Genomic DNA, 13,302 nt, shown 5'->3' on the forward strand with positions numbered 1-13,302 from the left:
TCCTGGGTCTGATTGGTTGGATAGCACCCCAAGCATACCCGATCAGGGAACCAGTGATGATTTTAGCGTTCAAACGAGAAATGGTGACATACTGATCATGGTGCCATACAGCGATTGACTCTCTGGCTGGGTAAACCCAAAGCCATTGCCGGTTCCGGCATAGGTGTTGATATTCTCAACGGTATCGGCTAGCCCGCCAACCGCGCAAACTAACGGTAAACAGCCGTAGCGCTGAGCAATCAGTTGATTCGTGCCGCCTGGCTCTACCAACGATGGCATTAATAAGACATCACTTCCAGCATAACATTGATGCGCCAAAGCTTCATTGAAGGTCAGTGCCAGCGCAACCTGCTGTGGATAGCGTTGCTGCAAGCTGCTGAGCCATTCATGATAGCGCGCTTCGCCAGTCCCCATAACCACCCATTGGAATTGATGATGGCTTAATAATGCTTCGATCGTTTCGGCTAACAGGCCCAAGCCTTTTTGATCGTTTAAGCGCCCAATGAAACAAAACAAGGGCTTGTTAGGATCAAGCTCCAAGCCTAATTGCTGTTGCAGCGCTGTTTTACATGCTTGTTTGCCCGTCAGATCGTCGTGGCTAAATGCTTGGGCAAGATACGAATCAGTAGCAGGATTATAGCGCTGATTGTCAATGCCATTCAAGACCCCAAACAAGCGATCACGCCGATCGCGCAATAATGGGTCGAGGCCTTCGCCAAATGCCGGAGTTAATATCTCACGGGCATGGGTCGGGCTGACCGTATTGATCATATCCGCATAATAGATGCCACGACTCATTAAATCGACCACCCGATGCAAACTTGGCATATCCGAATGGGCAATATAGCCATATTCAGCAATGCCCGCCATTTCTAAAACTCGTTGGCCAAAAACACCGCGATAGGCAAGCGTATGAATGGTATAGAGCGAGGCGGTATTAGCAAAAAATTCATCATCGCGATACGAGGTGCGCAGCCAATTGGCAACAATCGCCGCATGCCAATCGTTGAGATGCACAACATCTGGTTGCCAGCCTTGGGCGCGGGCAATTTCGAGCGTGGCTTTGGCCCAAAACACAAACCGCTCAGCATCACCATCGCCAAGGTACACCTCAGGCTGGCCAAACAATCGCTGGTTCTCGACCATCCAAACCTGCACGTTGCTATCAGGCAATCTGGTGCTATACCAAGTTGCTGGTTCGGCAGCATCGGCTAAGGGCACGTTCAGGTTGATGTTGCTTGGTTCAAGCTGCCAGCGAGTGGGATCGATATGACCGTAGCGTGGCATTGCCACAATTACTTCGTGACCTAAGGCCTGCAAGGCGCGGGGCAACGAGGCAGCAACCTCGGCTAAACCACCAGTGCGGGCAAATGGCTCGACCTCAGAGGCCAAATATAGAATCCGTAAGGCTTGTTCATTCATGCAGACTGCTTTACGCTGAATTGCGATAAGAAAGCCGCCCGTGCCTTTGTGTGCATGGTCGGCCTCGACTGTGCTTGCTATGCTACCACATAGCTATTGCTGAATGCAAACCCATGGCTAAGAACAGAGAACAAAGAGCATAGAACATAGATGGATTGGTACATTGTGTTAACGACGACCTGATCCCCTCACCCCAACCCCTCTCCCACGCGGCGGGCGAGGGGCTTTAATTCCATTGTTCTTACGCAATGCGTTGGTAAAAACGCGTGCTCCCCCTCGCCCGCGTTTTCGTGGGAGAGGGGGTTGGGGGGTGAGGGAATGTTTGACCATCACGCTTTTTTAAAACCTACCCTTGAAAGTTAGCCCCTCTCCCGCCCGCGAGGCGAGGGGGAACCACGAGACAAGTGCTCTCCTCGCCCGCGTCCAGTGGGAGCGGGGCTGGGGTGAGGGCACAAAATCATCACAAAGCGCCCTCACCCTCTGTTTCATGCGTTGAAGCAGAGGGTGAGGGCACAAACGCGATTCAAATTAGCGCTTATTCACCAACCGCTCGCCGATTAATTGTTTTTTCGGCAATCTTGGTGAGATTATGATCAGTTTCGCCTTCTTGATCAAGAATTTTTTGCAAGCGCTCAGCGATACTATTCATGCCAAGCTGTTTGGCCCAGGTGCGCACACAGCCATAGCCAGCCATTTCATAGTGCTCAACCCGTTGGGCTGCTGCAATCAAGCCAGCATCCATCACTTCAGGGTCAGCTTTTTCCTTCATGAAATCTTGGCCTTCGCGCAAGATTCCTTCCATCGCTTTACAACGGTGGTCGGCTGGTTTCTTGCCGAGATCGGCAAAAATATCATCAAGCGTAGCGCGTTGAACTTTGGTTTCTTCCAGATGCTTTTCGAAGGCAGCCCGCAACACAGGCGCGGTCGCTTGCTTGGCCATCAGCGGTAAGGCATCGAGAATCTGGGTTTCTGCATCATAAAGATCGCTGAGATGTTCATGCAACAGATCATCAAGTGTTTTAAGGGTGGTCATCATCGTCCTCCATAGGAATCACAAGATCATCTTCTATGCAATGCTATAAAGCAACAATCGTACCACCCCGATTCTTCAGCCAAGTTTATTGGTTGGTTTGAGCCATCGTCAGCGGCGCATACAGCCGATACAGCGGGGCAATCGGCGTTGGCGAAATTGTCGCGCTTGGTGTGTTGGTTGGCACACTGGTCGCGGTTATGGTCGGCGAATTGGTTGGCGTAGGCGTATTGGTCACAGTCGCTGTTGTTGTGCTGGTCGCGGTCGTCGTCGGCGTGCTAGTCACAGTCGCGGTGTTGGTTGGCGTTGGCGTATTGGTTACGGTCGCGGTGTTGGTCGGCGTTGGCGTGTTGGTTGGAGTTGGGGTTAATTCTGGGCTGGCAAAATTGAAGACGGCAACGCCCAACGAATCAATTTCGCCGACTTTGCTAAAATCGCCAACTGCATACAAGCGATTATAATCGACCGCAAGTTTGCGAACCGCCCCATTCGGATAGCTTGCCAAGCCACTAAAGCTCGTACCATCAAACCGCGCAATTGGCCCAGTTGTTATGCCATTGACCTGCATAAAATCGCCACCGATGTACAAGCCGCCGCCTTCGAGGCCTTGCATGGTGGTAATTGGCCCATCAAAGCGCGCTATTTGGATCAGATTCAACGCTTGATCAAAGCGGTACAAGTACCCAGCAGCGTTGGCCATATACAGCTCATTATTCCACGTGACAAAATTATGGTCGAGTTTGGGCAAGCTAGGGCTTTTCACATCTTGCCAGTATGTCCCATTCCAGCGCGCAAGATCAAGAAAATAGACCCATTGTAATCCACGCAGTTCAAATTTATAGAATTGGCTTTGATGGACAAAAATTTGTTCTTGATGGGTTGAAAACCATTCATCAGCGATGCGTTGGCTAAACGTTTGACCATCAAACTCGACCAACCCCGTAATTGGCAGATTCGATTGCAGCGGTGCAAGATAGGTAAACAGTTGTTGGCCCGATCGATGCCAATTAATGTGGCCGGTTGTGCTCAGCACGCCACTTTGCCATCCATTATTCTCCCAATGCCAAATATTGCTCGCTGGCGCAGCGCTACTCAAAGCACGAGGATATTCCAATAAAACATAGGCTTGTTGGCCTAAGCTATGTAATTGGGCCTCAATAAGCGCCGTATCACCAGTTGCCAGCGTATTCCATTGGCTGCCACTCCAGCGTTGAATTGTGCCCAAATTCGTAGCAGTCAATTGCTTGGTGATAATCATTGGTTGACCAAGATCGCCAGCGATGGCCTGAACATGCTGCTTGCCAACAAAACTGCCTAGCCCTTGGGCGGTGCTGCCATCCCACGCGACCAACTGCTGAGGCTGACCATCAAGCGTCATATGGCCACCAAGATAGAGCGTTTCACCATCGGATGCCAAGGCACTAAGCTTGGTAATTTCAAAGGGCAATTGAGCTGGAACCCATTGATCTTGGTTCAAAACCCAAAGCTGATTGCCACTTTGCATATACAACGTATTATCAAAGCCAACCAGCGCATCAATCGGCCCAGGATGGGTTGGCCCAATCAGCTCCCGTTGACTATTGTGCCAACGATACACTTGGCTTGGAAAGGGAGCATACCACGATCGCGTGACAAGGTAGGTGCTGATACCAATTGTATAAGCTTGTAAATGCATTGTGGGCCAGCCAAAATTAATCGGAACCCATTGATTTTGTTCTAGTCGCGCAAGCTGTGCAGGTTGGAAGTTAAACTTCCAAAATTCACCAGCAGCAACTAAGCCCTCAGGCGTGCTGATAAAGCTACTGACCGTATCGTTGAACTCGATCAGTTGGGGGGTCACTGTCCCATTCCATTGAGCAACCCCAAATGACTGCCACCCATTAAAGCCACTAAAGTTGCCGCCAATATACAGCGTATCGCTATAGACATGCAGCGCATAGGCAATTGGCTCGGCGAATTCTTGCTCAAGCGTTCCCCATAGGCCTTCGCCAAAGGCCTGAAAATTCGTTCCATCCCAAGCAGCGATATGATTAATTTGGCGATTCTGCAGGTCCGTAAATTGGCCCGCAACATAGAGCGTATTGCTATAGGTTGCAACGGCGCGAATTTTATTAATATCATCTGCATGCAAGTTGTAGTTTGTCCAGGTTGCGCCGTCCCATTTGGTTAATCCATTAATTGCTTGACCATTGACCGAGTGAAAATCGCCAACCACATATAGATCGCCATTTTGATCGAGGGTTAATGAGGAGATCGTGGCTGGTTGTTGCAAGTTTTGGCCAAGGCTACTATCCCATGTGCCGCTGATGGGCAACCTGCTCGCTGGTTGGCGCGCATTCACGCCCAGTAGGCTACTCAGCGCAAGCAGCGCCACACTCACCAAGCCAATTGACAAACGCAGAGTAGAACGCATAGTTAATCGTATCCTCTCAATTAAGCACATAATCCTCGTTTGAGGATACTAAAGCAGCGCCAACATGTGCGCACATTTTCCTGCATTACTAATAGCTGGTCAATATGAAAAAAGTGAACTGCCTAGGTGCTGGTTGGAAGAAATGAGTCAATTGATGAATATTTGGAGTCTATGTTGATGAAGCCAATAACCCGCCGAATTATTGTGCTTGGCGCGATTATCCTCAGTGGCATTGGGTCGCGGCTGGTTTCGAGCGGATTCGTGCTATTCGATAATTATCTTGGCGATGCGTTGTATGCGGCAATGTTGTTTATGCTGCTGCTTGTGCTTGCGCCGAGGCTGACGCTCGCCAAGGCAGCGCTGATTAGTTTTGGGGTTGTGGTGCTAATCGAGCTGTTTCAACTGACAAACATTCCGCTTGCCATGCGCAGCCATGAGAACAGCCTGTTGAGGCTCATAGCGATCGTCCTTGGCACAACCTTTAATGGCTGGGATCTGGTGAGTTATGCAATTGGAATACTTATCTTTTTTGGCTATGAAGCCTATTGGGCACGGGTTGAAGTAGCACAATGAAGCATTATGGTGAAATGATGTGCGCATGCTCACGAAAAAGCCATGCCAGAAAGGCCGAACCGTAATAGTGACAGCCTTGCGCAGTTGTATCAATTGGATGGGTCGCAATCTGCTCAATTGTTATCCAAACCCCGACCAACAGCACCCCATCGTCAGCAAGTTGCTGCCAACAAGCTTGCATGCCTGCGCGCAGCTGAGGAAACCACGTAAGGGTTGGCTCAGTTGCTGCCTGTGAAGCCACTACCATCAGCCTATCGCTCGTTGGATCATCCACGACATGATAATCAAAAGCGCACCAAAATGGCCTGCCAGCATGATTGATTCGGGGAGCAAAGCGGCCACTTAATGGCGTGGTAATGCGCCAGTGCTGCATATATCACTCATGTGCTTTTGGATTTGCCCGCTAACGTTTGGAAAGAAGGGTTTTGGCACGGACGGCGGGACTCGAACCCACGACCGTCGGTTTAGAAGACCGATGCTCTATCCAACTGAGCTACGCCCGCCAATATTGAGGGATCATGGCTTGCCACGACCCCTAGAGTATAGCATATTCTGGGCATATGGTGAGCAAGTCTAAACCCTAATAATCCATGATGGTTCGTAATCAGTATAGCCCTTTAATTCATAGCATTGTAATGGCGGGCAGGCATTCAATTGCCGCCCAAAGCAGACTGCCAAAGCAGCAGGCATTGCTGCAAACAGATGCACCAGCGGCGAAGCTTGCGCCAATAATTCACTACGAAAGAAATGGGCTAGGGCGCTTGCTTGCAAACTTGATTCAATATCAAAACGTTGCTGATCGGCTTTGGCATACAGGTTGCGCTGTTTGAGCTGCTGCTGGAGTTGCCGTTCAATATAGCGTTCAATTGGTTGGATGACTTTGGCGACTGGTTGGGTAATTGCCCATTCCATGCTTACAGCTTGACCTTGATTAAGCATGCTGGTTTGGGTTTTTAGCCCATGAGCAGTGCCTTGGGCATTGCAATTCCACCACGTCAGTGCATTGTTAAAGCGATTCGACACCCACATTTGGGTTGGGCCATCCACCCTAGTGTTGAAGGTTGCGCCAATCAGCAGCGCAGCGGTTAAATGCACCTGCGGCAGAATCAATAAGCGCTCAATCGCTTGCCCAACAATCACATTTTTAACATCAATAAGCGCCTGCTGGATAACCGGCCAGGCTGCGTTATCAATGGCATAATCCTGCGTCCAATCGCTCCAATCCAGGGCGAGATGCGCGCCTTTGGCTGGGGCAGCGGTTTGAGTGGTTGCCAGCAAGCTCAGCCATGAAGGGGCATTTTGGCGCATAAAACGCTGAAAAACGAGTTTCAACAACGCTTGCGCTATCTGCACTGGGCTATGTTGGTCGAGTTGCCAGCTCTGTTGCAATTGATCAAACGCCAAATATTGAAAGCTCTCTGCTTCACGCACTTCGGCTATTTCGATGCCATCACACACCAGCCACCATGGGGTTTCGGGATGTTGCTGCAGATACAGAATCGCTACCCCAAGCGGCTGATCAACGCTTACTTTGAGCGAATTCAGATAGAGCACAACTCCTTCGCTAGCAGCGATATGTTCGCGAATGGCGCTTGCTGCCTGGCTTGGATCACGGTCGATAACCAAGCCACGTACTCGACATTCACGCGCCAAATCTTCCCGCGCAGGCTTGCTATTGGGGGCAAGCCACAGGCTAAGCGGGCGACTTTCAGCATGATAGATTGGCTCAAATTGGTTCACAAAACCTCCTACTTAATCTTTCGCACCAGCGGCGACCAAACTCGGTAGCCGTTGGCAATAATGCTGGCCTGCACGCTGCGACTATTAATTTGGGCTGTATTGACAATGACGCGGCGCTCATTGGTGCTGACGGTGGCGCGAAAGCTAATCACGGCGCTCTGCGAATTGGGAATTGTGCCGCTCCACTGGACGCTATTGTTGCTGATTGTTGGTGCTGGCAAATTGCTTGGGTTGATTGTGGCGCTGGCTGGAACAATCGTCAAGCCAGCTGGCAATTGATCATTCATCATTTGCGAGCTGCCATTACCAACCACGGTAATCGCATAGCGCAATTGTTGGCCTTGATCAACGCCACCAAATTCTGCAAGTTTGCTTGGTTGCGGTGCGGCACTGGCCACAACCGCTGCCGAATCGGCATTGAGTTGCAAACTTGAGCTATCAACGGCCTCGAAATGCTCGCCCCGAATTTGATCAAAGGCAGCGCCTAAATCCTCATCATTCCAATTTGGATGCGGCGCGCCAGAAATATACCAATCCGAGCCATTATCGGCCACAATGATGCCATAACGCTGCATAGCACGTAAAATAACTTGCACCTCGCTGGAAAAGCCCGCAATATCGAACGAGGATTTAAGCCGAAAACGCATGCCCATTGGTGGCACATTCAGGTCAGTAATCGACGAGGCAAAATGGCGCGCGGGCCAAACATAGGCTTTTTGCGAACGCTGAATCGTAAAGCGAATTGCATGGCGAATTTCGCCCGCTTGCACCTCTTCGTAGCGCACTAAACCAGGCAAAATTGGCAAGCCCGCAGCATCTGCCGAAGTCCAACCTGCAGGCCGCAGCGCATTCGAACGTAAATCGAAGATCGCGCCATTGCTTGCATTCCAGGTTGTATCGTTGATCTTGGTTGCATTGTACAGTTCGTAGAGTTTACACTCACCCTCGCGCACCACCAACACATGATGGTCGCTACCATGTTCACGTGGCGCGTTCGGTGGCACGGGATATTGGCCTGCGCCAGTGGTTGGGTCGCTCTCATCGGGATAATCGACGAAATTAACGTTTACGGTTGGTTGATTGGCGGGCACAACCACAAATGGAATGCCAATTGCGCCGCCATTCCATTGGCCTGCGCCAAAATCGGGGTGCAAACTTTCGCTCGCGCCAATGCTGGCAATATACTGGCTCGAACGCGGGTGCACAGGCAAATTGTCGATTGGCGTGTTCCAAATATTATCAAGCGGAAAAACTGGGCATTGACCAATACTTGGCGAGCTTTGGGGAGTTGGCGGAAAATTGGTCGGATTGGCGGGAGTACTCTGGGCACTTGGCGGCCCAGCCCAATTGGAACTGCAAGCAGCAATCAAGCCAACCACTAAACCAACAACAAGTATGCGACGCATCAAGGCCTCCTTTGGTTTTGCTGCGGATACAACGCCATGGCCAGTCTATCACAGGCTTTTTGGGCTGTCGCTAGCCAATTTAGCCAATAATTTAAGCTGATTTTTACCCATCGCCCAAGCAACAGCATGCCGCTGTCAGAGCCGCTTGATTCAATTTGACATGCCAAGCCAATCGTGCTATAATCCTAACGCCTTAGTAACTGAGGCAAAAAAATGTGGTGGCTGTAGCTCAATGGCAGAGCGCCTCACTGTGGCTGAGGATGTTGAGGGTTCGAGCCCCTTCAGCCACCCCATTCAAATGACACCCGATTAGCAAAAACTAATCGGGTGTCGTTTTTTAAGCAGCAAAAACATCAAGCAAAAAAGCCAGTTCCTTAGCAAAGAAGGAACTGGCTCGAATATTTAATGTTGGTACAAATTTAGCCTTGCCAGAAATGTTCGATCAAGGCCTGTTCGGCTTCGGGATTCCAAACATTGCCCTCACCAAGTTTGGCGGCTACTTCAGGGCAAATGCTATGCAATTGATCAATTCCGGTCAATGGCAAGCCGCTCAATTGGGGAAAAATCACGACTTTGCCAGCATAGGTGCCAGCCATCATGGCTTTCACACCATCGAGCGCCGCTTCGATGCCACCAACCGCCGCCACCGATCGATTCGGCGATAGCTCGCCAGCCAAGGTTTTTTGAATCACCGTGGCCTGGTCGCTAATCCGCGAGCCAGATGTGCCAGTAAATTGGGCATTGGCCAAATAGACATTGCTCAAATTCAATGGCGCAAAAGTGCCATTCGGCACACCCGCAAACAACACCAGCATACCATTTGGCGCAAGCAAGGTCGCTGCATCGCCCATCAACGGGCCGCTTGGCACACTCACAATTACATCATCAGCACCAAGATCATTGCTTTCGAGCATAACCGTGGCATGCAACGAGTTTTCAATGGTTGGGTTGATCAGCACCAAGCGTTTGCCTCGGGCCTCTGCCAAGCCGCCAAATAAGCGATCTAAGGCTTGCAAACGATCATCATTCACATCAGTCGCAATGATCGTGCGTGGCCCATTCGGCAATTCAATTGCGCGCTGAACGTGCATTTGGCCCATCGGCCCACCAGCGCCAACAAAGACCGCCACGCCATTTGGTTGCAAATCGCAGCGATTGCGTTGCTCGCCATAGGCAGCGCTAATCTCGGGGCCGCTTGTACCAACATAGGCAATATAATCGTAGTGAATGCGCCCAACATCAATCTCTGGCAAGCCATCGAGCGCAGTTTGGCCAACCAAATTAAACGTACCACGGCGGGCAACCAAGCGGGCGGCGGCGCTAATTTGGTTAGCAGAACGTGGATCAAGCACAATTACATCGTCAAAGCCTTGATTGCTGGTCAATTCGCTGCGCAGCGCGGCGTAATCATCAATCCTCAAGCCATCGCGCACAATAATTTCGGCTTTGCTGGTTTGTTGCACAAGTTCGTGCAATTGTGGTGGTACATCAGTCAAAATAATGCGCGCTGGCGCATCCAGGCCACTGCTGAAGCTATAGTTGGTTTGATCATCAGGATTGCCAATGATCCACAGCGTGCCACCAACTTTGGGTTCGAGGCGACGGCGCTGAGTATAGGCTCCTTCGACACAGGCCCATGGCTCGGTCAACGCGGTTTCGGCGTAGCCCATACCCGCACCAACTGGCAGGACATAAGCGCCATCGTCTGCGTTCAGCACTTCCTCGCCAACCAGGTGAAATTGGGTCAAGCCACCAGGAATCGTATAGCCATAGGCGGTGCTCATGCCATCTTGGTAAATATCGGGCTGAATCGCCAAACGCTGGCCTGGCTGATACTGAGCTTGCAGATCTTTGCCAACTTTGAGCACGGTTAAGGCTGCTTCGTGGCCCAAGCGGGTTGGCTCGCTGGCCAAATCGCGATTATACAGCTTGGGATGGCGACCACCCTGCTGAATCAATTTAACATCGGAGAAGCACATGCCAACCGCATCAACCCGCACCAATAGCTGGTTATCGGCAGGCTCTCTGACGGCAAAGGTTTCAGGTTGGGCAGCGCACCCAATATTTTCAACCCCAGCCCCATACATATTCCAGGCAACCGTGGTTGCGGCAATCGGGGCATCGGGCGATTGGTAGTGGTCAAAAGTGGTCATTGGTCGAACGCTCCTTGGCGTACTTCGGCGGCAGTGGCACAGGCCAATGCACGGCGGGCAGCTGTTTGGCACTGAGCAAAGTTCAATGCCCGAATTTGGGCTTTGACAGTAGGAATAGCGGGCACGCTGACGCTTAATTCATCAACGCCCAGCCCAACCAAAATTGGCACAGCTTGCGGATCAGCGCCCAACTCGCCGCAAACTCCAACCCATTTGCCAGCAGCATGCGCCGCCTCAACCGTGCGCGCAATCAAACGCAGCACCGCTGGGTGCAGGCCATCTGCTTGGGCAGCCAAGGTCGGGTGCGTACGATCCATCGCCAAGGTATATTGGGTCAGGTCGTTGGTGCCAATTGAAAAGAAATCAACTTCATTAGCCAAAAGATCGGCCATCAAGGCCGCTGAAGGCACTTCGATCATGATCCCGATTTCGATTGGTGGCAGCTGCAATTCAGCCCGAATCCGCTCGATTTCAGCCTTAGCAGCGCGTAATTCGCCAGCATCGGCAATCATCGGGAACATAATCCGCAAGCGGCCAAAGCTGGCAGCGCGCAAAATGGCCCGCACTTGAGTTTGCAGCAATTCGGGGTGAGCTAAACACAAACGAATGCCGCGCTCGCCCAAAAATGGGTTTTCCTCGGTGGGCAAGGTCAAATATGGCAAGGGTTTGTCGCCGCCAATATCAAGCGTGCGCACAATTACTGGTGCAGCGCCCATGGCTTGGGCAATATCGCGGTAGGTCGCAAATTGTTCGTCTTCGGTTGGGGCTTGGGTACGCTCCAAAAACAGAAATTCGGTGCGCAATAAGCCAACCCCATCAGCCCCAAGGGTGGTGGCTTGTTGGGCTTCGTTGAGGCCACCAATGTTGGCCACAACCTCGATATGCTGGCCATCAACGGTCGTGGCTGGCAATTTGGCGCTGCTCATGGCCAAGGCTTTGTGCTCACGCTCGCGTTGCTGGGCGGTTTTGGCAGCAGTAATTGCCTCAGCAGTTGGGCTAATTAATAATGTCCCAGCAGTGCCATCAAGAATCACTTCGGTACCAGTAGCCAATTCCAAAACGCTTGGCCCAGCGCTAATCACTGCCGGCAAGCCCAAGGCGCGAGCCAAAATCGCGGTATGGGCATTCGGGCCGCCCACAGCGGTGCAAAAGCCCAGCACTTTGGCAGGATCAAAGGCCGCAGTTTCCGAGGGCGTGAGATCATAAGCAACCACAATCATGGGCTGCTTGGTTTTGGCCCAATGTTCGTCAAGGCTAGCAGCTTCGGCTCCAGCCAACAAGCGCAGCACGCGGTCGCCAACATCGCGCAGATCGCTCGCGCGCTCGGCCAAAAGTGGATCGTCAAGTTGGGCAATTGCCTCAGCCTGTTGATTGATCACTGTTTGCCAAGCCACCGCTGCGGCCTGCCCAGCCTGAATCGCGCTATGCACTGCTTCGAGCAACGCTGGATCGGCCAGCAGATCGCGGTGAACATCGAAAATTGCTGCTTCGCTGGCATCGGCCCGCAACAACACTTGTTCGCGCAGGGCCACTAGTTGCTGTTGGGCGGTGCTTAAGGCTGCTTGCAAATGCCGTAGCTCGTTATCCACGCCGCTAAATGTGTGGTTAATTTCAATTCGTGCTCGTTCGTAGCGCAAAATTGGGCCAACCGCAATCCCAGGTGCGCCAGCAATCGCTTGGATGCTTGCGCCAGCCTTGATTGGTTCGGCACGAATTGGGGCGCTGACTGGCACAATGTCAGCTACAGCAATGCTTGATTCGGCATGACTATGGCCGTTGTGCGTGCCATTGCCGTTGCGAGCAGCAGCCAAGGCACTATTGACGCTATCATGAGTTTCGGGGCCTTCGCCTAAGCCTTCACGCACGGCGGTTGCCAATGCTTCAGCAGCGAGCGCTTCATCTTCTCCATTTATGTCAATTTGAACCACTTGGCCACAACCAACGCCTAAGGTCAAAATTGCGATCATGCTTTTGGCGCTAACTCGCTTGTTGCCAGCCCGAATATGCACGGTCGATTTGAATTGTTTTGCAAGGTCGACCAGAACTCGGGCAGGCCGCGCATGCAGACCTGCCGAGTTGTGAATCACCAAATCAAGCTCCTGCATGATGCCTTTCCTCGTCGTAGGCTTCTTCCTCACGCGCTCGCCCTAAGTGCTCAAGAATATGCAACGGATCGTTGGTTTGGGCTAAATGCTGGACAATTTGCTCATCCTCGATCACTTCGGCCAAATTGGCCAACACGCCAACATGCTCATCGGCGTTGGCGGCAATCCCAATCACCAAATAGGCCAACTCGCCTGGCTCCCACTCAACGCCAGCGGGAAACTGCACCACAGCGATGCCAGTGCGCAGCACATCAGCCATATTTTCGTGCTGGCCATGCGGAATCGCCACGCCATTGCCAAGATATGTCGAGATAACTTGTTCGCGCTGCAACATGCCAGCCACATAATTAGCCGAAACACAGCCGCTGGCAACTAACAAGGCTCCTGCTTGTTGAATGGCCTCGTGTTTGCTGGCAGCGCTGGCTCCTAGCCGAATGGTTTCGCTCGATAAGATTGCCAT

Annotated in this window: 10 protein-coding genes, 2 tRNA genes and 1 pseudogene; 2 read left to right on the forward strand and 11 right to left on the reverse strand. The window is 51.8% G+C overall.

The annotated features are described in order from the left end of the window. Nucleotides 1-69: 69 nt before the first annotated feature. The 3 genes from JOD20_RS17235 to JOD20_RS17245 all read right to left on the reverse strand — a co-directional run bounded on the left by JOD20_RS17235 (nt 70) and on the right by JOD20_RS17245 (nt 4,865). Nucleotides 70-1,422: a glycogen synthase gene (locus JOD20_RS17235; protein ID WP_204756457.1), complete on the reverse strand. Its 1,353-nt coding sequence runs from the start codon at nt 1,420-1,422 to the stop codon at nt 70-72. A gap of 535 nt (nt 1,423-1,957) precedes the next feature. Next, nucleotides 1,958-2,458 carry a YciE/YciF ferroxidase family protein gene (locus JOD20_RS17240; RefSeq protein ID WP_204756458.1) on the reverse strand — a complete coding sequence of 167 codons (501 nt, stop codon included), beginning with the start codon at nt 2,456-2,458 and terminating at the stop codon, nt 1,958-1,960. Between the two features lie 82 nt (nt 2,459-2,540). Continuing rightward, on the reverse strand, nt 2,541-4,865 hold the full coding sequence (locus tag JOD20_RS17245; protein ID WP_204756459.1) for a hypothetical protein: 2,325 nt from the start codon (nt 4,863-4,865) through the stop codon (nt 2,541-2,543). Between the two features lie 177 nt (nt 4,866-5,042). On the opposite strand from JOD20_RS17245, the gene JOD20_RS17250 reads away from it, so the two are divergent. Beyond that, entirely contained in the window at nt 5,043-5,438 is a 396-nt protein-coding gene (locus tag JOD20_RS17250; protein ID WP_054532580.1) for a ribosomal maturation YjgA family protein, read from the forward strand. A 4-nt stretch (nt 5,439-5,442) separates the two neighbouring features. On the opposite strand, the gene JOD20_RS17255 is transcribed toward JOD20_RS17250, so the two are convergent. The 5 genes and pseudogenes from JOD20_RS17255 to JOD20_RS17270 form a co-directional block, all read right to left on the reverse strand. Then, the gene (locus JOD20_RS17255; RefSeq protein ID WP_204756460.1) at nt 5,443-5,811 is read right to left on the reverse strand and encodes a hypothetical protein; all 369 of its coding nucleotides are present in this window, start codon (nt 5,809-5,811) and stop codon (nt 5,443-5,445) included. Nucleotides 5,812-5,864: 53 nt separating this feature from the next. Further along, a tRNA-Arg gene (locus JOD20_RS17260) sits at nt 5,865-5,941 on the reverse strand. A gap of 70 nt (nt 5,942-6,011) precedes the next feature. Next, nucleotides 6,012-7,178 (reverse strand): SAVED domain-containing protein, encoded by a 1,167-nt coding sequence (locus JOD20_RS26890; RefSeq protein WP_204756461.1) that lies wholly within the window; start codon nt 7,176-7,178, stop codon nt 6,012-6,014. Between the two features lie 8 nt (nt 7,179-7,186). Beyond that, the gene (locus tag JOD20_RS27020) at nt 7,187-7,576 is read right to left on the reverse strand and encodes a hypothetical protein (protein ID WP_420828954.1); all 390 of its coding nucleotides are present in this window, start codon (nt 7,574-7,576) and stop codon (nt 7,187-7,189) included. A gap of 9 nt (nt 7,577-7,585) precedes the next feature. Beyond that, a pseudogene (locus tag JOD20_RS17270) lies at nt 7,586-8,584 on the reverse strand (hypothetical protein); the annotation flags it as partial. Between the two features lie 218 nt (nt 8,585-8,802). Between JOD20_RS17270 and JOD20_RS17275 the strand changes: the two are divergent. Continuing rightward, nucleotides 8,803-8,877: transfer RNA gene (locus tag JOD20_RS17275), tRNA-His, on the forward strand. 126 nt (nt 8,878-9,003) lie between these two features. On the opposite strand, the gene JOD20_RS17280 is transcribed toward JOD20_RS17275, so the two are convergent. From JOD20_RS17280 to JOD20_RS17290, 3 genes are read right to left on the reverse strand one after another with little or no spacing between them, the layout of a single operon-like run. Then, nucleotides 9,004-10,737 (reverse strand): alcohol dehydrogenase catalytic domain-containing protein, encoded by a 1,734-nt coding sequence (locus tag JOD20_RS17280; protein WP_204756463.1) that lies wholly within the window; start codon nt 10,735-10,737, stop codon nt 9,004-9,006. Beyond that, a complete protein-coding gene (gene ptsP, locus JOD20_RS17285) occupies nt 10,734-12,842 on the reverse strand; it encodes a phosphoenolpyruvate--protein phosphotransferase (RefSeq protein WP_204756464.1) in 2,109 nt (702 codons plus the stop codon). Before ptsP ends, JOD20_RS17280 begins: the two co-directional genes overlap by 4 nt. Continuing rightward, nucleotides 12,829-13,302 carry a PTS mannitol transporter subunit IIA gene (locus JOD20_RS17290; protein ID WP_204756465.1) on the reverse strand — a complete coding sequence of 158 codons (474 nt, stop codon included), beginning with the start codon at nt 13,300-13,302 and terminating at the stop codon, nt 12,829-12,831. Before JOD20_RS17290 ends, ptsP begins: the two co-directional genes overlap by 14 nt.

The organism is Herpetosiphon giganteus, assembly GCF_016907925.1.
Lineage (GTDB): Bacteria > Chloroflexota > Chloroflexia > Chloroflexales > Herpetosiphonaceae > Herpetosiphon > Herpetosiphon giganteus.